General features: G+C 69.3%; 20 protein-coding genes. 12 read left to right on the top strand and 8 right to left on the bottom strand.

Annotation, left to right across the window (positions count from 1 at the left end; all coding sequences use genetic code 11):
• The first annotated feature begins 47 nt into the window (after nt 1-47).
• The 3 genes from ACPXY0_RS00255 to ACPXY0_RS00245 are packed head-to-tail and all read left to right on the top strand — an operon-like array spanning nt 48 to nt 4212.
• Nucleotides 48-1049, top strand: a complete 1002-nt coding sequence (locus tag ACPXY0_RS00255) for an ATP-binding cassette domain-containing protein (RefSeq protein ID WP_423927356.1) — start codon at nt 48-50, stop codon at nt 1047-1049.
• Nucleotides 1046-3286: a Gldg family protein gene (locus tag ACPXY0_RS00250; protein ID WP_423927354.1), complete on the top strand. Its 2241-nt coding sequence runs from the start codon at nt 1046-1048 to the stop codon at nt 3284-3286. The genes ACPXY0_RS00255 and ACPXY0_RS00250 overlap by 4 nt, the downstream gene beginning before the upstream one ends.
• On the top strand, nt 3283-4212 hold the full coding sequence (locus tag ACPXY0_RS00245; RefSeq protein ID WP_423927352.1) for a DUF4340 domain-containing protein: 930 nt from the start codon (nt 3283-3285) through the stop codon (nt 4210-4212). The genes ACPXY0_RS00250 and ACPXY0_RS00245 overlap by 4 nt, the downstream gene beginning before the upstream one ends.
• Nucleotides 4213-4239: 27 nt before the next feature.
• Here ACPXY0_RS00245 and ACPXY0_RS00240 read toward each other — a convergent pair whose 3' ends face one another.
• Nucleotides 4240-5634 carry a class II fumarate hydratase gene (locus ACPXY0_RS00240; RefSeq protein ID WP_423927350.1) on the bottom strand — a complete coding sequence of 465 codons (1395 nt, stop codon included), beginning with the start codon at nt 5632-5634 and terminating at the stop codon, nt 4240-4242.
• Nucleotides 5635-5670: 36 nt separating this feature from the next.
• A complete protein-coding gene (locus ACPXY0_RS00235) occupies nt 5671-6177 on the bottom strand; it encodes a DUF192 domain-containing protein (RefSeq protein WP_423927348.1) in 507 nt (168 codons plus the stop codon).
• A gap of 125 nt (nt 6178-6302) precedes the next feature.
• On the opposite strand from ACPXY0_RS00235, the gene ACPXY0_RS00230 reads away from it, so the two are divergent.
• The 4 genes from ACPXY0_RS00230 to ACPXY0_RS00215 all read left to right on the top strand — a co-directional run bounded on the left by ACPXY0_RS00230 (nt 6303) and on the right by ACPXY0_RS00215 (nt 8832).
• A complete protein-coding gene (locus ACPXY0_RS00230; protein ID WP_423927346.1) occupies nt 6303-7037 on the top strand; it encodes a hypothetical protein in 735 nt (244 codons plus the stop codon).
• 74 nt (nt 7038-7111) lie between these two features.
• Entirely contained in the window at nt 7112-7609 is a 498-nt protein-coding gene (locus ACPXY0_RS00225) for a Fur family transcriptional regulator (protein ID WP_423927344.1), read from the top strand.
• A complete protein-coding gene (gene pyrE, locus ACPXY0_RS00220; RefSeq protein WP_423927342.1) occupies nt 7569-8216 on the top strand; it encodes an orotate phosphoribosyltransferase in 648 nt (215 codons plus the stop codon). Before ACPXY0_RS00225 ends, pyrE begins: the two co-directional genes overlap by 41 nt.
• A gap of 19 nt (nt 8217-8235) precedes the next feature.
• Nucleotides 8236-8832 (top strand): iron-sulfur cluster assembly accessory protein, encoded by a 597-nt coding sequence (locus ACPXY0_RS00215; protein ID WP_419934600.1) that lies wholly within the window; start codon nt 8236-8238, stop codon nt 8830-8832.
• A gap of 22 nt (nt 8833-8854) precedes the next feature.
• Here ACPXY0_RS00215 and ACPXY0_RS00210 read toward each other — a convergent pair whose 3' ends face one another.
• The 4 genes from ACPXY0_RS00210 to ACPXY0_RS00195 all read right to left on the bottom strand — a co-directional run bounded on the left by ACPXY0_RS00210 (nt 8855) and on the right by ACPXY0_RS00195 (nt 14664).
• Nucleotides 8855-9214 (bottom strand): phage holin family protein, encoded by a 360-nt coding sequence (locus tag ACPXY0_RS00210; protein WP_423927339.1) that lies wholly within the window; start codon nt 9212-9214, stop codon nt 8855-8857.
• Nucleotides 9215-9248: 34 nt separating this feature from the next.
• Nucleotides 9249-12410: a BamA/TamA family outer membrane protein gene (locus ACPXY0_RS00205; RefSeq protein WP_423927337.1), complete on the bottom strand. Its 3162-nt coding sequence runs from the start codon at nt 12408-12410 to the stop codon at nt 9249-9251.
• Between the two features lie 233 nt (nt 12411-12643).
• On the bottom strand, nt 12644-13300 hold the full coding sequence (locus ACPXY0_RS00200; protein ID WP_423927335.1) for a septal ring lytic transglycosylase RlpA family protein: 657 nt from the start codon (nt 13298-13300) through the stop codon (nt 12644-12646).
• A complete protein-coding gene (locus ACPXY0_RS00195) occupies nt 13297-14664 on the bottom strand; it encodes an alkaline phosphatase PhoX (protein ID WP_423927333.1) in 1368 nt (455 codons plus the stop codon). Before ACPXY0_RS00195 ends, ACPXY0_RS00200 begins: the two co-directional genes overlap by 4 nt.
• Before the next feature lie 196 nt (nt 14665-14860).
• On the opposite strand from ACPXY0_RS00195, the gene ACPXY0_RS00190 reads away from it, so the two are divergent.
• Nucleotides 14861-15658: a TonB-dependent receptor plug domain-containing protein gene (locus tag ACPXY0_RS00190; protein WP_423927331.1), complete on the top strand. Its 798-nt coding sequence runs from the start codon at nt 14861-14863 to the stop codon at nt 15656-15658.
• A 61-nt stretch (nt 15659-15719) separates the two neighbouring features.
• Nucleotides 15720-16502, top strand: coding sequence for a hypothetical protein (locus tag ACPXY0_RS00185; protein WP_423927329.1), 783 nt, complete (start codon nt 15720-15722; stop codon nt 16500-16502).
• A gap of 19 nt (nt 16503-16521) precedes the next feature.
• Here ACPXY0_RS00185 and ACPXY0_RS00180 read toward each other — a convergent pair whose 3' ends face one another.
• A complete protein-coding gene (locus tag ACPXY0_RS00180) occupies nt 16522-19707 on the bottom strand; it encodes a WD40/YVTN/BNR-like repeat-containing protein (protein ID WP_423927327.1) in 3186 nt (1061 codons plus the stop codon).
• A 266-nt stretch (nt 19708-19973) separates the two neighbouring features.
• On the opposite strand from ACPXY0_RS00180, the gene ACPXY0_RS00175 reads away from it, so the two are divergent.
• From ACPXY0_RS00175 to ACPXY0_RS00165, 3 genes are all read left to right on the top strand, one after another.
• Nucleotides 19974-20609: a hypothetical protein gene (locus tag ACPXY0_RS00175; RefSeq protein ID WP_423927325.1), complete on the top strand. Its 636-nt coding sequence runs from the start codon at nt 19974-19976 to the stop codon at nt 20607-20609.
• Between the two features lie 107 nt (nt 20610-20716).
• A complete protein-coding gene (locus ACPXY0_RS00170; RefSeq protein ID WP_423927323.1) occupies nt 20717-21823 on the top strand; it encodes an FG-GAP-like repeat-containing protein in 1107 nt (368 codons plus the stop codon).
• A gap of 21 nt (nt 21824-21844) precedes the next feature.
• Nucleotides 21845-24583, top strand: coding sequence for a TonB-dependent receptor (locus ACPXY0_RS00165; protein WP_423927321.1), 2739 nt, complete (start codon nt 21845-21847; stop codon nt 24581-24583).
• A 45-nt stretch (nt 24584-24628) separates the two neighbouring features.
• On the opposite strand, the gene ACPXY0_RS00160 is transcribed toward ACPXY0_RS00165, so the two are convergent.
• On the bottom strand, nt 24629-25825 hold the full coding sequence (locus ACPXY0_RS00160; protein ID WP_423927319.1) for a hypothetical protein: 1197 nt from the start codon (nt 25823-25825) through the stop codon (nt 24629-24631).
• Nucleotides 25826-25873 lie beyond the last annotated feature (48 nt).

Genomic DNA, 25873 nt, shown 5'->3' with positions numbered 1-25873 from the left:
GCAGACCCGAAGCAGGTCCGATGTCACTCGTATCACTTACCGATGTAATGAAGAGGTTCGGAGAGACCGTCGCCGTCGACTCGGCGACCTTCTCGATCGACCGCGGAGAGGTCGTCGGCTTCCTCGGCCCGAACGGGGCGGGCAAGACGACGACCATGCGGCTGCTGACCCAGTACCTCGAACCCGATGGCGGGTCGATCACGATCGACGGGCTGTCGCTCGAGGATCACCCCATCGAGCTGCGGCGCCGGATCGGCTATCTCCCGGAGACCAACCCGCTGTACCGCGACATGCTGGCCGGCGAATACATCAGCTTCATGGGGCGCCTGCGCGGGATGAGTCGCGACGAGATCCGGGCCCGAACGGACGATGTCGTGGCCGAGACCGGGATCGAAGCGGTCTACTACCGGCCCATCAACCAGCTCTCGAAGGGATACCGTCAGCGGGTCGGCCTCGCGCAGGCGATCCTCTCCGAGCCCGAGATCCTCATCCTCGACGAGCCGACCGAAGGGCTCGATCCCAACCAGCGGGTCGAGATCCGGAGCCTCATCCGGGACGTCGGCGCCGACCGCACCGTCCTCCTGAGCACGCACGTCATGCAGGAGGTTCGGAAGACGTGCTCGCGGGTCGTCATCATCAACCGCGGGCGCATCGTGGCCGACGGTTCGGTGGACGAACTGGTCGCGGGACACGGCGGCGCGCGCATCATCGTCGAACTCGAGGCGCCGGCCGACGACGCGCGGGATGCGCTGGCCGACCTCCCCTCCGTCGCCCGCACCGAAGCGCTCGAGGACGGCGTCGGCCGCGCCCGCTTCGCCGTCGAGAGCGCACCCGCCCAGGACCCGCGCGCGGACATCTCGCGACTCGCCGCCGCCCGCGACTGGCCGCTCTGGGAACTCCACCTCGCGCAGGCGAGCCTCGAGGACCTGTTCCGGCAACTCACCGTCACCCGAACCCACGATGGCCAGGGCAACGCGACCGACGCCGGGGCTGAAGCCGGGGCGCAGCCTGACGAACCATCCTCGAGCGGCGAGGAGGTGGAAGGATGATCGGCCGCATCGCGACGGTCGCGAGACGGGAGTTCGCGAGCTACTTCGACCAGGCGACCGCGTACATCCTTCTCGTCATCTTCCTCGGGATCAACTTCTACTTCTACTTCCAGGAGGCGTACATCCTGCGGGAGGCCTCGCTCCGCCCCATGCTGTCGCTCCTCCCGTGGCTCCTGCTCTTTTTCATCCCGGCGGTCTGCATGAGGACGCTGGCCGAGGAACGGAACGCGGGCACCCTCGAACTCGTGCTCTCGCAACCGATCTCCGTGGTGGAGTTCCTGCTCGGCAAGTTCCTCGGCGTCCTCCTCTTCCTGCTCGTCGCCATGGCGGGGACGTTCGGCATCCCGCTCGGCCTCACCTTCGGCGCGGACCTGCAGTGGGGCGTCGTCTTCTCGCAGTACCTGGGCTCCGTGTTCCTCATCGCCGCGCTGATCTCGGTCGGACTCTGGTCGTCGGCGATGACGCGGAACCAGGTCACGGCCTTCATCATCGGGGTCACGATCAGCTTCGGCCTCTACCTGATCGGGCTTCCGACGGTCACCCTCTCGCTCCCCGCGCCGGTGGCGACGGTGGCCGCGCGCCTCGGTATCCTCGGGCACTTCTCCAGCGTGTCGCGCGGCGTGATCGACCTGCGCGACGTCCTCTACTTCGCGGCGCTCACGGCGGCGTTCCTGTCGCTGACCTACTTCGCGATCATGCGCGAACGCCTGAGCCGCCAGCGACCGGCCTACGGGCGGCTGCGCCTGGGCGCGCTCGGGCTGGTCGGGATCGCCATCGTCGCCGCCCTGGCGGGCTCGCAGTTGCGGGGTCGCCTCGACCTCACGCCCGGGAAGGTCTACACGCTGTCCCCCCCGACGGCCGAACTCCTGCGGGGGCTCGACGATCTCGTCACGCTCAAGCTGTTCCGCTCGACCGATCTCCCGCCGGAACTCACTCCGGTGAGCCGCGATGTCGATGACCTCCTCGGGGATCTCGACGCGACGGGCGGGGCGAATGTGAACCTCATTCGGGTCGATCCCGACGACGACCCGGACGCCGAGCAGGAGGCGGGCCTGCTCGGCGTGGACCCGGTGCAGTACCAGATCCGCGATGACAACGCGGTTTCCGTCCAGGAACGCTATTTCGGTTTGGCGGTCCAGTACGCCGGCGAGAGCGAGATCATTCCGATCATCCGCGGGACGACCGATCTCGAGTACCGACTCGCCTCCATGATCCGCTCCCTCACGACGCCGGAACGACCGAACGTCGCGATTCTCACGGGACATGGGGAGCTGGGGCTGCGTTCGGGACTTCAGTTCGCCAACGGGCGCCTGAGCCTGGAATACGACGTGTCGGAGTTCAGGATCGACTCTGCGACCACGGCCGTGCCGGACTCGCTCGACGTGCTCGTGATCGCCGGGGGGCGGATGCCGCTCGAACCCGCGGAAGGCGAGATCCTCAGCCGCTTCGTCGACGAGGGCGGGAGTCTGTTCCTCCTCAAGTCGGGTGTGATGGCCGACATGCAGTCGCGTTTCGCGGGCCCCATGTTCGACCCCGTGCTCGACTCGCTCCTCCAGGTACGGGGGCTCGGCATCGTCCCCTCGATCGCCTATGACCTGGGCCTGAACGAGCAGGTCCAGGTGCCCTCGAACCTCGGGATGGCGATGATCATGCCGTACCCGTTCTGGACGCTCGCCCAGCCGGGTTCCAGGCATGTGATCGTGGACGGCGTGGCGAACGTCCCGATCCGCTACGGGAGTCCGCTCCAGATCGAGGTCGAGGACAGCACGCGGGTCACGCCGCTGCTGGTCACGTCGGACTTCGGGGGGCGGCTCGCGACCCCGCTCTCGATCGACCCGAACCAGGACTGGGAGGCGCTGGTCTCGCCGGAGGATGTCACGGTCGAGACGCTGGCGGTCGCCTACACCCAGCCGGAGGGGGGGCGGATCGTCATCGCCAGTTCGCCGTCGCTCATCGACGATGAGACGCTGCAGAGGTCGTCGGGAGGCCTGGCCGGCATGGTCTTCTTCCAGAACTCGATCGACTGGCTGGCGCAGGACGAGGCGCTGATTTCGATTCGGTCCAAGGATCGCGCGCCGCCGCAGCTGCTCTTCCCGAGTGAATGGCTGCGTGACCTCACGCGGTACGGAAATCTGGCCGGAGTTCCGCTGCTGTTCGTGTTGATCGGGGGATGGCGCCTCGCGCGGCGGCGGGGCCTGCAGCGCCGGAGCTTCCCCGAGGGTGGAGCGCTCGTATGAACGCGAGGCAGCTCAGGATCATCGCGCTCGTGCTCGGGGTGGCCGTCCTCCTCTACCTGCCCCGGCTGTTCAGGGACAGCGGCGCGGGCGGATCGCTGGAGGTGGGCGACGGCTTCTCGTTCGCGGTCGCGGACTCCATCGGTGGCGTCGACATCGTGCTGGCGGACGGCGCGGGCGCGATTCGTCTCGAGCGGTCGGCCGACGGCTGGAGGGTGGACGGGTATGTGGCGGATGAACAGAAGGTCCGCGATCTGCTGGACGTCGTGCGCGAACTCTCCTCGGCCGAGATCGTGGCCCGGAACCCGTCGAACCACGAGGCGCTGGGTGTCGGTGAGAGCGGCCGCCGCATCGAGGTTCGTACCGAGGCGGGCGAAGCGCTGCGGTTCCACCTCGGCGACCGGGATCCGCGGTCCGGGGGCTACTTCGCGCGTCTGCCGGGCGACCCCGTCGTGTATCGGCTCGACGGGCCGACCGGCGGCTACCTGAGCCGGGAACGCGACGGCTGGCGGCCGCGGCGCATCGCCTCGGTCGACCCGGCCGGAGTGCGGGAGATCCTCATCCGCCGGGCGGGGCGCGAGGCGATCCTGCGCCGGGGTGACGCCGGCTGGCTCGCGGGCGACGTGCCGGCGGACTCCGCCGTGGTTCAGAGGCTGCTCGACGTCCTGCCCTCCGTGTCCGCCTCGGGTTTCCCCACGGAAGAAGAAGAAGCGACGGCGGACTTCTCCCTCTCGGACACCTCGCTCGAGGTATTCTCGGCCGGCTCCGAGGACGTGACCGACCGGCGCCTCGCGCTCTCGCTGCGCCTGCTGCCGGACGAAGAACGGGGGGACTGGCTCGCGCACCTGGCGGACGGGTCGGAGGTCTTCCGGCTCTCGGAACTCACCGTGAACCGTCTTCTGCCGGAAGATCTGCTCCCGGTTCCCTGACCCGAGTCCCGTTTCGGGGGCGTGGGGTCAGGCGAGGCCCGGCTCGGTCATCGCCCGGAAGTCGAGGATGCGGTCGAGTTCCGCCGGCTCGACCAGGCCCTCTTCCAGCACGAGTTCCTTCAGCGTCCGATCTTCCGCCAGGGTGCGCTTGGCCAGTTCCGCCGCCTTGTCGTAGCCGATGACCGGCGCGAGCGCGGTGGCGAGCGCCGCGGTCGATTCCGCGTTCCGGAGGCAGCGCGGCTCGTTCGCCGTGATCCCCCGCACGCAGCGTTCCGCGAACTCCACGCTGACGGTTGAGAGAATCCGGATGCTCTGGAGCAGATTGTGGGCCATGACGGGGATCATGACGTTGAGTTCGAGGGTCCCCGACTGTCCGCCCACGACGATCGCGGCGTCGTTCCCGATGACCTGCGCGCAGACCTGAAGGACGGATTCCGCCATGACGGGGTTGACCTTGCCCGGCATGATCGACGATCCGGGCTGCACGGCCGGCAGGTTGATCTCGCCGAGGCCCGTGCGAGGGCCGGACGACAGCCAGCGCAGGTCGTTCGCGATCTTCGTCAGGCTCACGGCGACCGTGCGCAGCGCTCCGCTCGCCTCCACGACCGCGTCGCGTGCGCCCTGCGCCTCGAAGTGGTTCCCGGCCTCGACGAACCCGGTGTCGAGGAGTCCGTTCAGCGCCGCCGTCATGCGGGCGCCGAAGTCGGACGGCGTATTGATGCCGGTGCCGACCGCCGTGCCCCCGATGGCGAGTTCCGCCAGCGCCGGACGCACGGCCTCGACCCGCCGGATCCCGTGCGCCACCTGGCTCGCGTACCCCCGGAACTCCTGTCCCAGCCGGACCGGCGTCGCGTCCTGCAGGTGGGTGCGCCCCGCCTTGGGGATGTGATCGAACTCGTCCGCCTTGGCGTCGAGCGCGGCGCGCAGCACCTCGAGCGCCGGGAGGAGTTCCCGTTCGATGGCGACCAGCGCCGCCACGTGGGTGGCCGTCGGAATCACGTCGTTCGACGACTGTCCCAGGTTGACGTGGTCGTTGGGGTGGACGGGGCTCCGCGACCCCACCGTCCCGCCCAGCATCTGGATGGCCCGGTTCGCGATGACCTCGTTCGCGTTCATGTTCGTCGACGTGCCGGAGCCGGTCTGGAAGATGTCCAGCACGAAGTGGGCGTCGAGCTCCCCGTCCATCGCCTCGCGGGCCGCGCTCTCGATCGCGGCGCCGAGCTCGGGATCCAGGAGCCCCAGCTCCCGGTTCACGCGGGAGGCGGCGAGCTTGATCGCGCCGAGCGCCTCGATGAAGCGGCGCCCGAAGCGGAGGTCGGAGATCGGGAAGTTCTGGCGCGCGCGCTCGGTCTGGGCTCCGTAGAGCCGATCCGCGGGGATCGCCATCTCCCCCATCGAGTCCTTCTCCATGCGGTGATCCATGTGATGATTCTCGGTGTAGCTGGCGGTCGCGGGCTGCTAGAACTCGATAAGGTCGCCGACGCGGATCCCGTTCGCCTCGAACCATCCCTGGTTCATCTCGAGCGCGTACATGGCCGGCGCCGCCGAATTGTGAGTCTCCGTGGACTGCGGTTCCATCTGCTTGATGTCGACGATCCGACCTTCACGGTCGATGTACGCGATGTCGAGCGGGATGAGCGTGTCCTTCATCCAGAAGCCGAGGGTCCGCTCCTCGGGATACGCGAACAGCATCCCCTGATTCTCCGCCAGCGACTCGCGGAACATCAGCCCCGTCTGCCGCTCGGCGGGTTCGTCGGCGAGTTCCACCCGGATCTCGATCCCTCCCACCCGGATCGGGATCAGTTCGGCGGATGGGGCGGCGGCCGGATCGGCAGCGCCGGCGGTCTCAACGGTCGCGTCCCGGCTCTGGTCGCCCCCCGGGGGGCGCGTCCCCGTATCCCCCGCACTGCACGCCAGAAGGCCCGCCAGCAGGGGTCCGGCCAGCCAGAATCCCGGTTCTCTCATGGTCGGCAATCCGATCGAATCGTTGCGGCTTCGTCGTTCGTGAGGAAAACTAGCGTACAAGGTTGGGGTATGGAACTTGGCGGGGAGGGTGAGCGGACGACGGGGCCAGGTGAGAGGGGGGCGAGATGATTCTCCCGGATGTGAGGGCTTCCTTCAAGCGCGATGACGCTGCGCGGCTTGTCCAACTGCTCGCCCGCGACGGCGAGGACCCGGGCCACCTCGAGACGCTGGTGGCGGAACGGGGGATCGACGCGCTGCTCGATCATCCGAAGGCGGCGCGCTCGCTCGTCCGCGAACCGGGGGTCTCGCGGCTTCCGCTGGCCCTGTTCTCGTACGTGGCGCTCCGCCGCAGCCTGCTCGACGGGGGCGTCGAGTCTCGACTCCTCGCCGACTACGTGACCTCGATCTTCCTGCACTTCGCCAGCGAGGCCCGCGTGCACCGGATCGCGGAACACGACGACCGCGAGTACCACTATCTCGTCGACCTCGTCGAGGCGATCGCCGACTCCGATGGCCGCCACGGCTTCCTGCTGCGGGCGCACCTCGGCAATTTCGCGCTCTGGCTCTCGGGGTTGTTCCCCGACTTGATCGGTCACCGTGTGCGGCGAAAGGGAGGACCCGATCTCGGCTACTACGAAGCGATGGGGCAGACAGGGTTCCAGCTCGCCGCCGACGACCCCTTTGCGCGCCGCCAGCAACTCGATGGCTGCTACCGGGACGCCGCGAGGACGTTCTCGTCCCTTCGCATCGCGATGAACCGGTTCTCGGACCGCTTCCTGACTCCGCGTCCCGCCTCCCCCGTCGACCGCGTGCTGAGGCAGGTCGTGGACGAATTCGAAGCCCACTGGTTGCAGGCATGACGCGGCGATCTATCTTCTCAACGAAGTGAGAACAGATCCGCCGGTCCCCTTTCTCGACCTCGACCCCCGAAGCGATGACCGACTTCTTCACACCACGGCCGCCTCTCGGCTGCGCCGCCGTCATGCTTGGACTCTTCCGGGCCGCGCTCCAGGAGCAGCACCTGCCCGTGACGCAGCAGCGCGAGGCGATCGCCCGCGCCCTGTTCGAGTCCGCTCAGCGGCTCTCGGCCGACGAGGTCACGGCGCGTCTCCAAGACGCGGGTGAGCGGGTCGGGAAAGCGACCGTGTATCGGACGCTGAGCCTTCTCGTGCGGGTCGGTCTGGCGACCGAGCACGATTTCGACGAAGGGTTCAAGCGCTACGAGACGAAGGTCGGGCAGGTCCAGAACGACCATCTCATCTGCACTGCGTGCGGAGTCGTGGCGCCCTTCCAGCGAGACGAGCTGAACCGGCTCCAGGCGGAGGTCGCCCGGACGCTTGGTTTCCACATCCTGAGACGCCAACTCAAGCTCTACGGACTCTGCGAGCGGTGTGACGCCGAATCCGGCCAGGCGATCCGCCAGGTCAGCTGAGTTCAGGTCACCACGAGAGGAGAGACCGCTGAATTCCTCGCGAGAAACGCTGCTCAACCTCCTGGCCGAACGATCGTTCCGGCTCGGAGACTTCAAGCTCGCCTCGGGCGCCCGAAGCGACTACTACATCGACTGCCGGACTTCGACCATGCACGCGCACGGACAGGTGCTGCTCGGGAGCGTCGGGTTCGCGGCGATTCGGGAGGCGGGACTGCGGCCCGACGCCGTCGGCGGCCTCACCATGGGCGCGGACCCGCTGGCTTACGCGATCGCCGCCGCCAGCTGGCGCGAGGGCGACCCGATCCACGCGTTTTCCGTCCGCAAGCGGGCCAAGCGCCACGGCAAGGGACAGCTGATCGAGGGCTGCTTCGAGCCCGGAGCGCGCGTCGTCATCGTCGAGGACGTCATCACGACCGGCGGGTCGGCGTTCAAGGCGTGCGAAGCCGTAAACCAGGCGAACGGCGATGTGCTCGGCATCCTGGGACTCGTGGATCGCGAGGAGGGCGGCCGAGCCGCGCTCGAGCGCGCGGGACTGCACACGATCGTACTTTATACGGCGAGTGATCTCCGCGCGGCTGTGGCCGTGGCGGGACCGGCGCCGGCTTAGACGCAGAGGAGAAGGTGACGTGGCCGACCAGGAACTTCTGACATTCAGCGAGGCCGCCCACGAGCGGATCAGGACGTTCATGTCCGAGGATCCCGCCGAGGGCCTCGCCGTGCGGGTCAGCGTACAGAACGCGAGTCCGATCGCCCCGGAATACGAGATGGCTCTCATCGAACCCCTGGAGCGGGAGGAGGGGGACGAGTCGTTCGATGCCTCCGGCTTCGAGGTCGTCGTGGATTCGAGGAGCGTCGCCCTGCTCGCCGGCACCCGCATCGACTGGGTGGAATCGATGCAGGGGTCCGGGTTTCACTTCAGGAATCCCAACATCCAGCCGCTCGGCTCGGGCCCGATGGACGGACCCCTGGTCGACCGCGTGCGCCGGGTCATCGACGAACAGATCAACCCCGGGGTCGCATCCCATGGCGGGACCGTGCGACTCGTCGACATCCGTGACAACGTGGTCTACGTGACCATGGGCGGCGGCTGCCAGGGGTGCGGCATGGCGTCCGTCACCCTCACGCAGGGGATCAAGCAGATGATCCGGGACGCCGCGCCCGAGATCGTCGACGTCCAGGACGTGACCGACCACGCCTCCGGCAGCAACCCCTACTACGCCTAGCAGCCTGCGGCAGAGCGCTGCGCTAACGGTCGCGTTGCTTCTTTCGCGGCTTCAGAAAGACGTGCAGCACCGTCGCGACCACGGACATCACGAGCGCGCCGAGGATCGCGGCCACGAGCCCGTCGAGCGCGAACCCCGGGATCAGCGACGCGGCCAGGTAGAACATCAGGCCGTTGAGGACGAAGTAGAACAGCCCAAGCGTCAGCACCGTGATCGGGAAGGTCACGAAGCGCAGGATCGGCCGCACGAGGGCGTTAATGAGGCCGATCGCGAGCGCACCGCCGATCAGCGCCTCGGCCCCCTCCACCCGCACCCCGTCCAGGAGGCGCGTGGTCACGTAGAGCGCCGCTGAGTTGACCACCCAGCTGCGGAGCAGGCTCATCGATCGCCCCGCGCGCGGAAGACCGGCAGCAGCCTCAGAATCCGGGCGTCAGGCTGAACTGCCAGAGCCAGCCCTTATCGCGGTCGAACGGCCGCACGAAGTCGATCTCCGCGATCATGAGACCGAAGAGGTTCACGCGCGTCATCAGACCGGCGCTCGACACCCATTCCCGCTCGCCGAACGAGCACCCGCCGCCCGGGCAGTTCTCCGGCGTCTCGCCCATCCAGGCCTTGCCCATGTCGTAGAAGACGCCGACTTCCACCGGCGGCACGCCCGGGGCCCGGATGACGCCGATCCCGCCCAGGAGCGGGAGTCGAAGCTCGAGGTTACCCACCGCCACGCGGCTGCCGATGAGCTGTTCGATGACGGGGCAGCGGAAGAACCCGGTCTGGCCGCCGGCGCCCGTGCATTCCCGGACGTCGATGGATCGGTCGCTGTAGCCCCGAACGAGGGACGGGACTCCGAGATAGAGCCGGCCCAGACGCCAGTCGTCCGAACCGCCGCCCCACCGCCCGAAGTGCAGCGCCCGTGCGGCCAGCGTGAACGGCCCGGCGCGCACGTAGCGGCGCATATCGCCGTTGATCGTGAGGAAGTTGAGCGTCCCCACCGCCGGCTCGACTTCCAGCCGGTATCGCTGCCCCACGATCGGGCTCGTGCCCCCGAAGATGGAACTGTCGTACACGAGAGCGACGCTGCCGCTGGCCGTATAGAGAGACGATGGCGCGCACGCCGCCCCGGCCTCCGTCACGAACTGCGCCCCCGGACAGTCGACGAGGTCCTGCCGCACGTCGTTCAGGAACTCGCCGGTGAAGGCATCGAACCAGAACTCCTCCGTCTCCCCCGAGAAGTCGACCTGCCGCGCCGAAGCCGAGAACTCGATCCGCGAGTTCCGGTTGAACGGATAGGCCACGATGCCCGTCGCCTCCCGGTTGACCTCATACCAGCGAAACTCCTCGAAGATGTTGACGGTGCGGTTCTCGAACCCGACCTGATTGAACCCGAACTGGCGCGTGACGCGCGGAACCTGGCCTCCGATCAGGGCCCAGTTCCAGCGGCTCGAGAGGTTCTCGTAGCCCGCGAGGAGCGCGGTCCCCTGGATCAGGTTCCCGAAGGTCGTGTTCACCTGCAGGAGGGTCTGCAGCGTCTGGTTCCCGAGCAGATCCGAGAAGAAGAGGCTCGCGCCGCCGGCGAAGAAGACGCCCAAGTCGCTCGCCCCGAACTGGATCGTGGGCTGGGAGATGAAGTCGAGGGAGAGCTGGGAGCGGTACTCGTCGTCCTCGAACGTGATCGGGTCGGCCAGGCCCAGCCGCGCATTGTCGAGCAACTCGACGTGGGCCGTCGATACGCGCTCGCGCGGGGGGATGACGGACGCGTCGACGCCGACGAGCATGTCGGGCGCCGGCTCGCCGGCCAGCACGTCCGGGTCGTCGATGACGTAGACCTCGTAGCTGAACGGTCCACCCTTGTTCACGCTGAACGCCAGATCGCCGGTGCCGCGGGCCACGGAGATGGCCGGGCTGATCTCCGTCAGCCCGCTCACGCCGGTCCAGAGGTCGGTGACCAGGTAGCGCTCGCGCGTCTCGAGATCGATCCGGTAGAGGTTGGCGATCCCGTCGTGGTCCGAGACGAAGTACAGGTCCTGTCCGTCGGCGGACCATTGCGGGTTGTAGTTGCGGAACTGGTCGTCGAAGCCCGGCAGCGCCTGGATCTCACCCGTCTCGAGGTCGAGCATCGCGACCTGATAGGGGCCCGCCACGAGCAGGTCCAGATCGGTCGTGTAGCGGTCGGTCGTGAAGGCGAGAGAGCGTCCGTCGGGCGACCAGGCGGGCTGGAGGTCCGCGAACTCATCCGCCGTGAGCCGGGTCAGTCGCTCGGTCTCCATGTCGAGCACGTACAGGTCGGTGAAGCCGCCGGACTGCCCGCTGAACGCCACCCGGGACCCGTCCGGCGACCAGCTCGGCGTGTAGATCGCACCCACCCGGAAGCCCTCGATCCGGATCTCCCGGACGATGTCCGCGGTCGCGACATCCATGATCGTGAGCAGGGGTTCACCGGTCTTGATGCCGGCGATGGCGAATTGTCGGCCGTCCGGGTGCCAGTCGCCGGCCGAATGGATGAACTGCAGACTCTCGAAGTGGGGGTCGACCGCGTTGTTCGTCAGGCGCCGCTTGACCTCCCCGGTGTGCGCGTCGGCGAGGAACATTTCGATCGAGAAGAGGTCGCTCTGCGAGACGTAGACGACCTCGTCGCCATCGGGACTGAGCGCGGGACCCAGGTTCAGCTTCCCCTCCTCCGGCGGCTCGTAGATCACACGGCGCCCGTATTCGTCCGGCGAGTTCGTCTCCTGCCGGGCGTCCGCGAAGTAGGTCTCGAGTTCGTTCCTCCAGCGGTCCGAGAGTTCGCTGATCGGAACTTCGAGGACGGCCTCGATCGCCGCGAGCTCGTTGGTGCGCGCGGCGAGGTTCAGGATCCGGCCGAGCTTGTCGTCCCCGAACGCGCCGCCGACATAGGACCAGAAGGCGTGCCCGTAGCGGTAGGGGAAGAACTGCGGATTGCGGAGATCCTGGATCGTGGGGAATCCGTCCTCGAGGTCCAGCCCGTCCCGCATCCACATCGTCGTGAAGGGGTCGATGGGCCCGATCGAGAGGTACTCGGCCATCCCCTCGATGAACCACAGCGGGAGCCGGAGGGCTCCTGGGATATCGAGACCGGGCCCCCCTGTCCCCTGGCCGGTCATGTCGAACTGGAAGGCGTGCACCAGTTCGTGGCCGAGCAGATGATCCGTCTCGTGGAGCGACACCATCATCGGCATCACGAGGCGTCGCTTCAGGATCTCGGTGAAGCCCTGGGTCCCCTCGTCGATGAACTGGCCGGACGTGTTGGTCTGCTCGAAATCCGAGTGGTCCGCGTACAGGATGATCGGCTGCCGTTCGCGGAACTCGTGGTTGAGCACCCGCGACAGCCGCGCGTACCAGCGCTCGGCCTGTCGCCCGATCAGCGGCGCGGCCTCGGCGGTCTCGTCGTAGTAGTAGATGTCGAAGTGCTGCGTCTTGAGCACCTCGAAATCGAACGACTTGTACACGACCTTGTTTCGCCCGAAGCGTCGGCCCGCCTGCGCCTCCAGCGCCGACGCGACGGGACCTCCGAGCGCCGCGAGAGCGGCCAGAACGACGAGCGCGTGGCGTCTCCGAAGCATACGTCCTCCACCAGGAAACTACTGATCATTGCCGCCCCGGGTTCCTGGACCCCGGCGGGGCGGGTGGCACCCCCGGCTCTGAGCAGGTCGAAGTGCCGCAAGCTACCGGCGGCGGCGGGCCGCCGCTACGCGCCGGGCGCGCGCCTGGCGACCCCTGTTCGGGCCGCACCCGGCTATAGAACGATTGAACAGCGGATCAGGTCACAACCATCGACCGGAACTCGCCGGGGCCGTCAGCACCTGCGAAGGAATCCGCCCAGCGCCTCGGCCGCACTGCGCGCGGCGGCCTCCTCCCCGAAGGGGCCGGCCACGACCCGAAACAACGCCTCGTACGTCTCGATCACGGCTTCGAAGCCGGCCCGTTCGACCTCGTCCCGCTTCGCCTCGGCGCTCGCCCGCTCCCGGTAGGAGGCGACCTGGACGAGGACGCAGCCGCCCCGCGCGGAGACCGCGTCGCCTGCCTCCACGATCGTGATGCGGACCCGCGCGGTCCCCGGTCCGATCATGCCGAGGGCCCGCGCGCCGGCGCGCGACACATCGAGGATGCGTCCCCGCACGAAGGGGCCGCGATCGTTCACCACGAGTTCGACGGAACGGCCGTTGTCGCGATTGTCGACGCGGAGGCGCGTTCCGAAGGGGATCATGCGATGCGCGGCCGTCATCGCGTCCATGTCGTAGGTGCCGCCGGCCGCCGCCCGCCGGCCGTGGAACGGTTCCCCGTACCACGACGCGACGCCCGTCTGCGTCCAGCCGACGACGAAGACGCCGGGGTCGGGATCCGTGACCGGCCGCGTGGCCCACGGCGCGCAGCCCTGCAGCGCGACCGCGAGCGTCAGGACCACTGTACGGCGGGCCCGGCGCGCCGATGCCGAGCCGCCGGCCGCGCTCACAGCGGCCCGCGCTCCCACGGCCCCCAGATCGCGAACGTGTGGCCGAGGTGGCCCGGTCCCATCGAGATCGTGTCGCCCTGCAGGTTGATGAACAGCGTCCGGCCGTCCAGACTGAAGCAGGCACCCGCGAATTCGCGGTGGTTGAGGAGGTTGCGGGCGAAGGGGAAGATCTCTCCCGACGGGGTGAGGCCGCGCAGGTGGGTCGCGCCCTCGTTGTCTTCACAGATGAGGATCCCGCCCCTCGGGCTCACCGTCAGGTTGTCCGGACCGTCGAGCACCTCCTCGGAGGGGGACTCGAAGACGAGGGCCAGCCCCTCCTCCGCGGGGACGTAGCGCCACACCTGCCCCAGTTGCGCGTCGCCGCCGTTGGTCGCGTGGAAGTAGATGCTCCGGTCGTCGTACCAGCAGCCTTCGAGCCGGGAGAATCGGGCACCTCCCGCTTCGTGCCCTTCAGCCCACACGGTCGTCGGTATGCGCTCGGCCTCGGGCGGATCCGGGCGTTCGATCGGGACCCAATCCACTTCCCGCCACGCCCCCGGCCGCTGGCCCGTCCGCAGGTCCGCCTGCGGATGGCCGCGCACGGCGAGCATCTCCAGCGTCCCCCCACCCGCCGGGGAGCCCGGAGTCCGGGGCCGAAAGCGGTAGAACCCCGCGCAGCGGTTGTAGTCTTCCGTCTCGTAAACGTACCTCGTCTCGGGGTCCACCGCGATCGCTTCGTGCACGAACCGTCCCATCTCCCTGATCGGCACGGCCTCCACGGGCTCGTCGGCGTCGGCGGGGACCTCGAACACGTATCCGTGCGGGACGGACCAGCCGCGCCCGCGGCCGAACGTCGTCTCCTCGCACGACAGCCAGCTGCGCCACGGGGTCACGCCGCCCGCGCAGTTTATCGTCGTCCCGCCCAGACTCACGAAGTCCCGCAGCAGAGTCGGGCGGCCGTCCGGGTCCAGCCGGACCTCGAGCGTCGTCGTACCGCCGCCTGCGAGCGGGTCGTACGCCAGCTCCGGGGACACCAGCGGCGCCGCGACGCCGGGCGGATCCTGGTCTTCGTGATTGCGCACGAGGCGGACGACATCGTCGCCGACCGCGAACAGGCCCATCCCGTCGTGGGCGCGCGGCGTCGGACGTCCATCCGACATCGGGCGCCCTTCGACGCTCAGCACGGCGTAGGAGAAGCCCTCCGGAAGCGCCAGTTCCCCTCCCGCGGGACGCAATGGCCCATAGCCGCCGGTCGGCGAAGGGTATCCGGGGACGGACGCCCGGCCGGCACAGGCCGCGAGCCCCGCAAGCGAGGGAGCGACCGCCGCGGCCCCCGCGAGGCGTCCGGCCTGACGCACGAAGTCGCGTCGGGCGATCTTGCTCACGACTCCCTCCGTGGCACTGTGAGCGGCACCCGAAACAGGTTGAGGGGTAAAAGCGTAGAATCGTCGTTCGGACCCCGGCGCCGGCGGCGCGCCGCCGGCCCGTACAACGCAAATCGGACTCGGAGTATCCTAAAGGGTCCGAGGCCCGCCCGCACCGCGATATTCCGTCCGGCCGGCGAGCGTCAGGGGACCAGCGATGAGCAAAGGGGTCGACATGCGGAAATCTCTCGCGCGTCTTGCGACGCCCGCCCTGTTCCTCGTCCTCGCGAACACGGCCGCGGCCCAGTCGTTCTCGGACTTCTGCCCCGGCGGCAACGAGGAGACGGAGGCCGCCGTCGTCGGCTTCGTGACCGATCCGGAGGCCGGGACGCTCCTGCCCGGCGCGACCGTGGCGGCGAGCTGGGTGCACGACAACGCCCGGCATCGCGCCGAGGGGCAGACGAACATGGAGGGCCTTTACTCCATCTGTGGCCTGCCGAAGGACACGGAAATCTCGCTGCGGGCCATCTTCGCGGACCGGCGCGGAGAGGCGGTCCCCTACACCACGGCCATCGTGCTCGACCAGAAGGACCTGGAGATCTCGCTGACCGCGGAGCCCGACACGCGCGAGGAGGTCGGGTCGCTCGCCGCGGGGGGCGGTCGCAGCCGGATCCTCAGCTCCGAGGTCATCCGGGCCGAGGATCTTCTCGACCTTCCCGAGATGAGCGTGTACGACCTGTTGCGCCAGCACCAGCTCCTCAGGTTCGACCGGCGCAGCGGGGTCGGTGAGGTCATCCTCCTCACGGCGGCGTCTTCGAGTCTCCGGGCGGGACGGCTGCAGCGGATTCAGGTGCGGATCAACGAACGGCGAGAGGGCGACGGCGTCAACGCGCTCCGCGAGATGTCGATCGATGAAGTGGGCCGGATCGAGATCCTTACGCGCACCGAGGCTTCCGCCCGTTACGGCGGCGATGGGTTCGTCGGCGCGATCGCGATCACGACACGCGGCCGCTGACCATTCCCCGCACCGCCCCACGGCATGACGCCCGGGGCCAGCCATGAGCAAAGAGGTCGACATGCGCAAATCTTTCGCGCGCCTTGCGGCGCCCGCCCTGTTCTTCGTCGTCGCGGAATCGGCGGCGGCCCAGTCGTTCGCCGACTTCTGCCCCGGCGGCAACGAGGAGACGGAGGCGGCCGTCGTCGGCTTCGTGACCGATCCGGAGGCGGGAACCCTCGTGCCCGGCGCGACCGTAGCGGCGAGTTGGGTAGAGGACGATGCCCGGCAGCGCGCCGAGACCCAGACGAACATGGAGGGCGTCTACACCATCTGCGGCCTCCCGAAGGACACGGAAGTCTCGCTGCGCGTGGTCTTCGGGGACCGGCGCGGCCCCGAGGTTCCGTACACCACGAGCGCCGTGCTCGCCCAGCAGGATGTGGAGATCTCGCTGACCGGCGAGGCCGAGGAGCGCCTCGAGGTCGGGTCCCTCGCCTCGGGTGGCGGCGGCCGGACTCGAGTCCTCGGCTCCGAGATCATCCGCGGCGAGGATCTTCTCGCCTTCCCCGAGATGACCGTGTACGACTTGCTGCGCCAGCACCAGCTCCTCCGGTTCGACCGCCGCAGCGGCGGAGAGAGAATCCTCCTCCAGTCGGTGACGGCAAGCAATTGGTCGGTCTCCCGGATGCAGTCCGTCGTGGTGCGCATCAACGAGCGGCGCGAACCCGATGCCGTTAACGTGCTCCGCGAGATGTCGATCGATGAAGTGAGCCGGATCGAGATCCTGACGCGCACCGAGGCCTCCGCGCGCTACGGCGGCGACGGGTACGTCGGCGCGATCGCGATCACGACGCGCGGACGCTAGCCAGCACCCTCCGGCGGCCTCAGGGCACGAGGCGCACGAGTTCCGCGTAGCTCGTGCGCTCGATCTCGTCGATGGCGGCCGCGCGCGCCTCGATGCCCTCGGCGAGTCGCGCCAGCAGGTCCAGCTGTCCCCGCGTCGGCGGCCCGTCTCCCATCGAGGCGAACCCCATGAGCCGGGCAAGTTTGCTGTCGATGCCCGTTGGGTTCGCGATCAGGTCCTGGCCCGCTCGGGCCCGGTACTGCACGAGCCGCTCCTCGATCGGATACAGTTCGCGGTTCAGATCGGCGAGCGCGGCCTGCAGGCGATCCCCGCCCCCTCCGCGCTCGACGGCCTGCTCGGCCCGGCCGCGCATGTCCCGAATCCTCGCCACGAGTTCCATCGTCTCGGTGAGGCGGTCCCTCGCCGCCAGTAGAAACTCGAACTGTTCCCGGAGTTCCGCGTCGGTGACGTCGACCCGCGGGTCGCGCACGATCGAGAAGGGCTCCGAGAGCGTCAGGTCGCCGACGCCCAGTTCGACCGTGTAGTCGCCCGGCGGCACGCGCGGGCCGTTCGCGCTGCCCTGGAAGACCGCATCGTCGAGCAGCCCGGCCGGCTCCACGCGCAGGTCCCATACGAAGGTATGCGCGCCGGCTTCCGCCGAGACCGCCCCACCGCCCGCCGCCTGGCCGAAGAAGTCCGCGCCCGTCGCCCCCGGAGCCGACGCGCTCGAGAATTCCCGGATCAGCGCCTCGTCCTCGATGACTCGAAGCGTGACCCCCGCCGGGGCGGCCTCGGGCAAGTAGTACGGGATCACCACGCCATCCGGCGGATTGGCCCCCGCCGGGTCGCCGGCCCCCGGCCGTCCCATGGCCGAGAAGAGCGCGGCGGGCGAGGCGCCCGGGTTGAAGCGCGTCGTCTCCCGCGGGCGGAAGAGCCGCGCCTCGCCAGCGGCCTCACCGGGCGTGAACTGGTGCAGCAGCTCGACGTGGTCGAGCACCCAGAAGGACCGGCCGTGCGTGGCCGCCGCGAGATCGCCGTCCCGGAGCACGAGGTCGTGGATGGGCACCACCGGCAGGTTCAGACTCAGTGACTGCCAGCTCTCGCCCGCGTCGAACGACACGTAGACCCCGCGCTCGGTCCCGGCGTAGAGAAGCCCGGCGCGGCCCGGATCCTCCCGGATCGCGCGGGTGAAGTCGTCGCCCGGGATCCCCGTCGTGATCCGCGTCCACGTCTCCCCGTAATCGGTCGTCCGGTAGAGGTACGGCGTGTGGTCCGAGAGCTTGTATCGCGTCGCGGCGACGTACGCGGTCGCGGGGTCGTGCGCGGACGGCTCCAGGATCGAAATGAGGGCGAACTCCGGGAGGTCGGGGATCGTCACGTCCTCCCAGTTCGCGCCCCCGTCCCGCGACAGGTGGATGTACCCGTCATCGGACCCCGCCCACAGGAGCCCCGGCTGAACCGGGGACTCGGCGAAGGCGAAGATCGTCGCATACCACTCGGGGCCGTACGCCTCTCGCGTGATCGGTCCCCAGTATTCTCCCGTCTCCTCGTCTTCGTGGACGGGGGTCGGCTCCAGCGTGCGGGGATCCGCGCGCGTGAGGTCCGGGCTGATGACCTCCCAGCTGTGGCCTTCGTCCCGCGTGCGGTGCACGTGCTGCGAGGTCACGTAGAGGACATCCGGATCGTGCGGCGACGTCATCACCGGATAGGTCCACCAGAAGCGGTAGTTGATGTCGGCCGAACCCCAGCCGTAGTGCGTCTCGGGATTCGGGGAGATGTCCCTGACCTGCCGGTTGCGGTGATCGTAGCGGTACACCCAGTGGTGATCGCCCGCGTAGACGATGTTCGGGTCCTCGATGTTGACGGCGACGTATCCGTCCTCGCCCCCGCCGACCGTATACCAGTCCTCGATCGAGATGCGGCCGAAGTCCGAACGGCTGGCGACGGAGATCGACGTGTTGTCCTGCTGCGAGGCGTAGAGGCGATACGGCGTCTGATTGTCCGCGACCACGTGATAGAGCTGCGCGGTCGCCTGATTCAGGAGGCTGGACCAGGAGAGCCCTCCGTCGAAGCTCACCGTGCCGCCTCCGTCGCTCCCGTTGACCATCCGGCGGGGGTCGTCCGGATCGATCCACAGGTCGTGGTGGTCGGGGTGGGGCGTGAACACGCGAGAGAAGGTCTCGCCCCCATCGGTCGACTTCCACAGGAAGACGTTGAGGACGAAGACGGCGTTCTCATCGCCGGCGTCCGCGACGATGTGGTGGTAGTACCAGGGGCGCTGGAGGAGGTTGGCGTCCTCGTTGACGCGGGTCCACGTCTCGCCGGCGTCGTCCGAGCGAAAGATCCCCTTCACGCCGCGGGCCGCGTCGATGATCGCCCACAGCCGCTGCGAGTTCCGCGGCGAGACGGTGATCCCGATCCGTCCCTTGAGGCCGGACGGGAGGCCGGGGTTGTCCGTCAATTCGGTCCAGGTGTCGCCGCCATCCGTGCTCTTGAAGAGCCCGGTGCCGGGTCCCGCGCTGCGGAAGCCCCACGGAAAGCGCCGCAGTTCGAGGAGCGACGCGTAGAGGATGTCGGGGTTCGCGGGATCGAGGACGAGGTCGATCGCACCGCTGTTCTCGTCCCGGTACAGCACCTTCTCCCAGGTGGAGCCGCCGTCGCGGGTGCGGTAGACGCCGCGCGCCTCGCTGGGGCCCCAGGCGTCGCCGAGCGCCGCCACCCACGCGATGTCGGGGTCCCGGGGGTGCACCCGGACGCGGGCGATCTGGAGCGTCTCGGCCAGCCCGAGGTGGCGCCAGGTCGCCCCGCCGTCGTCGGACCGGTAGACGCCGTCGCCGTGCGATGCGTTGCCGCGGATGCACGTCTCGCCCATCCCGACGTACACGACCTCGGGGCTCGAGCGGCTGACCTCCACGGCGCCGACGGAGCCCGTACGGAAGAAGCCATCGGAGACGTTGCGCCAGGTCGCCCCGCCATCCTCCGTCTTCCAGACCCCGCCGCCGGCGCTCCCCTGGTAGAACACGAGAGCGTCGGTGGGGTGGCCGGCGACGCCGAGCACGCGGCCGCCGCGAGTGGGGCCGATAGAGCGCCATTCGAGGAGGTCGAGGTACCGCTCATCGACCTCCTGCCCTCCCGCGGCCGGCGTCGTCGTCGAGCCGAGAAGCGTCAGCAGGAGGAGGGTCTTCGCGATCCGCGGCGTCGGTCGAGAGAAGCGAGAGTGTGCCACGTTGGTGCGTTCTCCTTCAAGAGTCCCCGATTGGAGTCCAGCCCGGAATCTTGCGCCCGGCTCGCGTGGCGTACAGCGTGCGAGAGGCGGGAGCGGTTCGATGTGACCCGAAACCGGGTTCGGTCGTCCTCGCACAGGGAAGGTGCGCATCAGCGCTCAGAGCGATCGGGCACACGGTCGGCGGAGGTTCAATGCGACGGATGTCTCCTGCGGCAGACGGACGATCGGGTGGCGCCAGGTGGCGCCGACCCCGGGCTCGCGGACGCATGGCCATCTCGCTGGCTGTTTCCGCGCTGTTCCACGGCGCGCTGTTCGCGTGGGTCACCCTGTCGATTCCCGAGAGCCGCACCGCGGCCGGGGGCCTCGACCACCCGGGTCCGGAGATCGAACCCGCATCGAGGCGGTTCATCGAGGTGGTCCGGATCCGGCCGCCCGGCGTGCTCCCGGCCGGTGGATCGGCGGGTTCGTCGGCCGGGGCATCCGGACAGGCCGGCGCGCCGGCGGCCGCCCTGCCGGCCGAACTCCCTTCGGTATCGGTGCGAGGGGTGGGGACGTCGACAGCCGGTCGGCTCGCCTTCGTGGCCATCCCCGAATCCCCGCTGGCGTTGCCTGCGCTCGGTGAGCCCGCGGCGGAGGCGCCGGCAAGCAATCGGGGCATACTGCGGCGCAGACCCGAGTCCGGGGCCTTTCCGGGCCAGGGCGACCGCTGGACCTCGAGCACTCCCGGGCGCGGTTTCGGAGGCGGCGGAGTGACCATCTCGGGTGTCGGAACCGACTGCATCACCGCGGGCTCCGGGGGGCTCGGGATCCGCCCCGGGTTCAGCCTGCCCGGGAAGGGACGCGGCTGGGACCCCGGCGGCCCGGGAACCGGCGGACGCAGGATGGGCTGGTCCGGCCGCTAGCAGCGGCGCGGGACTTCTCTCCCTTCCTCCAGTCCTTCCTCCATGCGTGAACTGTCCCTGCATCCGGCGGTAGAGCATCTTTCCGGCGACCCGCGGAGGATGCGCCCATGACGAAAACCCGTAACTCGGCCCTCGGCACGCTGTCGCCCGGGGTCGCAATGGCGGTCTGCTCGGCTGCCTGCGGTGACCCCGTCACCCTGCCCGGCCCGGTTCCCCAGCCGCTCCCGTTTGTCGCCGTCCAGTCGCTGACGCCGGCCCCGAACGCCCGGGCCGCTCCGCGCGACGGCGCTCTCCTCATCACTTTCGACAGGCCGCTCGACAGGTCGCGGCCCGAGAGCCTGGATGTGAGGGTGTTCGGGCGCTGGTCCGGCGTCGCCGAGGTTACACTCGAGCTCGGGGGGCAGGATCGGGCCCTGCGCATCCGTCCATCGGAACCGTTCGCCGCCGGCGAAGAGGTCACCGCGACGCTCGTGGCCGGCTCGTACGGGGGGACGGAGGGCGAGTTCGGCCTCGGACATACATGGACCTTCCGCACCGCCTCCGCGCCCGGCTCGTTCGCCCAGCGCGGCATCGCCACCCTGCCGGTGCGGCGGCCGGGCGAGGCCCATATCCAGGCGTACGGCGCCTACGCCGGGGACCTGAACGGGGACGGCGACATCGGGGACGGCGAGTGGTCCTGTGCCCCCGGCGACGTGAACGGAGACGGTCTGATGGATGTCTTCGTCGGCACCCGCCGCTCGGACGAGGTCATCACCCTGGCCTCGCGCGGGGACGGCACCTTCGAGGCGCTCGGGCGCGTCTCATCCGGCGACGCGTGGATGCTCGCGTCGGGCGACCTGGACGGTGACGGGCGGGTCGACGCGGCCGCGGTGAACGGAGCCGCGGCCTCTCTCGCGATCCTTCGCGGTGGGCCGGAGGGGGCGCTGTCCCTCGCCGAGGAGCACCCGCTCGACGGCTTCCCCCTCGCGATCGACGCGGGGGATCTCGACGGAGACGGAGATCTCGATATCCTCACGTCGGACTTCGACAGCGGCCACTTCGTGATCTTCGAGAACGCCGGGGGACGCTTCCTGAGACGCCCCGAGGTACTCGCGGCCCGGACCGCGGCGTCCTGTGCGATCCTCCACGACCGGGACAACGACGGGGACCTCGACATCACGGGGATCGACGAGATCGACGACCTCCTCTTCCTGTTCGAGAACGTCGGCGGGTAACGGGCGGTGGCGCCGTCCGGCGTGAGATGCGCGCGGTTCGCTCTCGGGGCCCTGCTTCTCGTGGCGGCCGCACCCCGCGGCGCTTCGGCACAGGGGAGCGTCGGCGGCCGGGTGTTCGCGGACGACGGGCGCCCGCTCGCGGGGGCGCGGGTCACGGTCGCCGGCACGCCGCTCGGCACGCTGACCTCCCGGCAGGGACGCTACCTCATCGACGACGTTGCGACCGGGATCCGGACGGTTCGCGTGGAGGGCGCCGGGTTCGTTCCGGTCGAGGCGGAGGTGCGGGTCACGACCGGCAGGCGGGCGCACCGGGATTTTGCGATCGGGGCGGCGGTCACCGTGAACGGCACCACTCGCGTGATCGGGTCGCGGGCCCCGCACGGCGCTCCGGACGAGTTGGCCGTGGCGGTGGACTTCCACCCGGCCCGGCGGATCGCCGAGAGCGCGCAGGTGGAAATGGCCGCGGCGCTGAACGAACTCGCACCCTCGGTCTACTTCCCGCGCCGACAGGGGGCGGACCTCACGTCGGGCGTCCGGCCGTTCCAGCTGCGCGGACTCTCGCCGGACCACACGCTGGTCCTGGTGAACGGGAAGCGCCGCCACGCCACGGCCGTCGTTCACACGTCCGGCGGAGGGGCCTTCCCCGGTTCGAGCGGCGTCGACATGAACGCCTTCCCGCTACAGGCCCTGGGCCGCATGGAGATCCTGCGCGACGCGGCCGCGGCCCAATACGGGTCGGATGCGATCGCCGGCGTCATCAATCTGCGACTCAGGAATACGGTCTCGGCACCCGAGTTCATCGCCTCGGTCGGACACCACTTTCCGGACGAATGGGACGACGACGGGTCGCGCTACGACCTGTCGGGACACTGGGGGATCGCGATCGGACGGCGCGGGGTGCTCAACCTCACGGGCGGACTCACCCAGCGAGACCCCACGAACCGCGCGGGCGCCGATCCGCGCGACCAGATCGTCCCCGGCGATGCCGACTTCGTGGACCACGGATCCGTCATCCGCAAGAACAACGAGGTGCCGCAACCGACCCACCGGTGGGGGGATGGCGAGTCCACGGGCCGGATGTTCCTCGCCAACTTCGAGCTTCCGCTCGGAGACGCCCCGGACGCGGCGCAACTCTACGCGTTCGGCGGCTTCAGCAAGCGTCGGGAGCGGCATTCGGATCTCTACGTGCGGTCGATGGACGACCGCAACTGGCCGCAGATCCATCCGTTCGGCTTCCTCCCGACGTTCGATTCCGACACGCGTGACCTCTTCGGCGTCGCGGGGGCGCGGGGGACGGAGCGCGGCTGGAACTGGGACGCGAGCGCGCAATACGGCTCGAACCGCGTCGACATCGACCTCTTCGACACGCTCAACCCTTCCCTCGGTCCCTGTTCCGAGGCGCCGTGCCCGAACCAGACGCGCTTCTACGCCGGCTCGCTCGAGAACGGCCAGTTCCTGGCGAACACCGACGTGTGGCGGCGGCTCGACCTGGGGCTCGGGGGAGGCGACGTCACGCTCGCGCTCGGAGCCTCGTTCCGGCGCGACCACTACCTGGTGCGCCAGGGTGAGAGGGCGTCGTACACCGACGGTTTCCGCGCCAGCCAGAGCGGCGGCATCGCGGCTTCGGGTGCCCAGCGGTTCACCGGTTTTCGGCCCATGGAGGCCGGGAGCCGGGGCCGCTCCAACCTCGGCGTGTACGGGGAACTCGAGGCGCCTCTGCTGCCCCGGATCCTGGTCTCGGCGGCCGCGCGCTACGAGCGCCATGACGACCTGGGCGGCGCGTTGAGCGGGAAGCTCGCCGCCCGGCTCCGGCTGTCGGAAGACGTCATCTTTCGGGCCGGAGCCTCGACCGGCTTCCGGGCGCCCGCGCTGAGCCAGTCCCACTACGGGCACATCACGGCGGGCCGCCGGGAGGATCCGGACGATCCGGAGAACCCGACCCCGTTCGAGGTGGGCGAGTTTCCTCTGGAGACAGCTCAGGCGAGGGCCCTCGGCGCGGTCCCGCTCACCATGGAGAAGGCACGCTCGCTGAGCGCCGGCTTCGCCCTGACGCCGGCGGACAACCTTCACCTCACGGTCGACGGATACCTGACGGAGGTGGACGAAGCCATCATCCTGTCGAACCCGCTCTCGAGCAACCGTGTCAAGCGGTTGCTGGCGGACTACGGGACGGAATCGATCCGGTTCTTCTCGAACGCGCTCGATATCCGCTCCTACGGGGTGGACGCGGCGGTCAACTGGCGCCGGAGGCTCGGCGACGCGTCACTGTTCGAGTTCGGGGCGGCGGCGAACTGGAGCCAGGTGAAGGGACGCTGCCCCGGCGACGACATTGCGGCCTGCGTGGAGGAGAACCCGGTACTGAGGGACGAGACCTCCGCGATCTACGACGCGTTCGATGTCTTCCACCTCGAGGAAGGCCTCCCGGACTGGCGCGGCGCCTTCCGGGCGGGACTCTCGACCGGCGCCTTCCGGTTCGGACTCGGCGCCAACGTCTACGGCGCGCAGGAGGAACTGCGCGCGTTCGGGAGAGGGGAACACCCGAACCGAATCCGCCGCCTCGAGCCGAAGGTCACCTTCGACGCGGAGGCGACGTGGGCGATCGGCGGCGAATGGCGGCTGACGGTGGGCGGTGAGAACCTCTTCGACGCCTTCCCGACCCGCGTGGACGCGTTGGGCGGGATCTTTCCCTACCGCTCTACATCGGCGATGGGCTTCAACGGCCGCTACCTGTACACGCGGCTACAGGCTTCGGTCTTCTAGCGCGCGGGTGCCCGCATCGTGGCGTCGGCTCGCCGCGCCAGCGGCCTACTGCCCGCCGGGCCAGGGCGCGCCCTGGTTTGCCGCCGACACCGGACCCATGCCCATGTACACGAACTTCTGGATGCGTTTCCCCTCGTACGTCTCCGTCGTGTACACGTTGCCCTGCGAGTCGGTCGCGATGCTGTGCACGCCGATGAAGAGGCCGGGTTGGCGGCCCCCGTCGCCAAAGGTGGTCAGGACCTCGAGCGAAGCCCGGTCCATGACGTGGACCCGATGGTTCGACCCGTCGGCGACGTACATGTAACGCTGTTCCGGATCGCGCGAGAAGGCGAGGTCCCAGGTGGACCCTGCGCCCAGCGTGCGGGGGGCGATCCCCACCTCGTCGACGAACGTCCCGTCCCGCCGGAAGACCTGGATCCGGCTGTTGGCGCGATCACATACGTACACCAGCCCATCGAGCGAGGGGTCGGCGCAATGGACCGGCGTCCGGAACTGCTGCGGAGGCGGAGCGTCCGGATCGTAGGGCGGCGTCGGCGTGTCGTCGGGCGGGTTGCCGTACGCGCCCCAGTAGCGCTTGAAGGCTCCGCTCGACGCGTCCAGCACCGCGACGCGGCGTCCTCCATAGCCATCGGCGACGTATGCCTCGTTGGCCTCGGCATCGACGGCGACCTTGGCCACGCGGTTGAAGCGTGTCTCGCTGTGGCTGTCGGGTTCCTGCCCCAACGCCGGTTGGCCGTACGACGCCAGGAACTCGCCGTCGCGCGAGAACTTCAGGATGTGCGAGTCGGTCGCTCCGTTGCCGCCGATCCACACGTTGTCCATGTGGTCGACGGTGATCCCGTGGTTCGACTCCGGCCACACGTACCCGTCGGAGGGACCGCCCCACGAGTTGACGAGATTGCCCTCCGGATCGAACTCGAGCACCTCGGGCGCGGCGCGGCAGCACTCACTCGTCGGCGGATCCGCTTCCGCTCCCAGTTCGGTGCCCGGGTTGATCGAAGCCCGGCGATGGATGATGAACACGTGGTCGCGGGAGTCCACGCCGACGCCGACGGTCGAGCCGAGCAGCCAGTGTTCGGGCAGCGGCTTCGGCCAGAACGGATCCACCTCGAACATCGGCGCCTCGACGCCCGATCCCGCCGCGGCCGAGCCACTGTCGTCCATCGCCGCCTGCCCGCAGGCGAGCGCAATACCGACGCCCGCGAACAAGCCACAAGTAAGGGTTCGACGCTTCCTGTTCATGGTCCCTCCTCGCGGGACTGAAAACGGGGGCGCCCCCGAGAGAGGCGC

This window comes from Candidatus Palauibacter sp. (genome assembly GCF_965237495.1).
GTDB lineage: Bacteria > Gemmatimonadota > Gemmatimonadetes > Palauibacterales > Palauibacteraceae > Palauibacter.
Note: the sequence above shows the minus strand (reverse complement) of the source record. Positions and strands in the feature narration are given on the sequence as shown.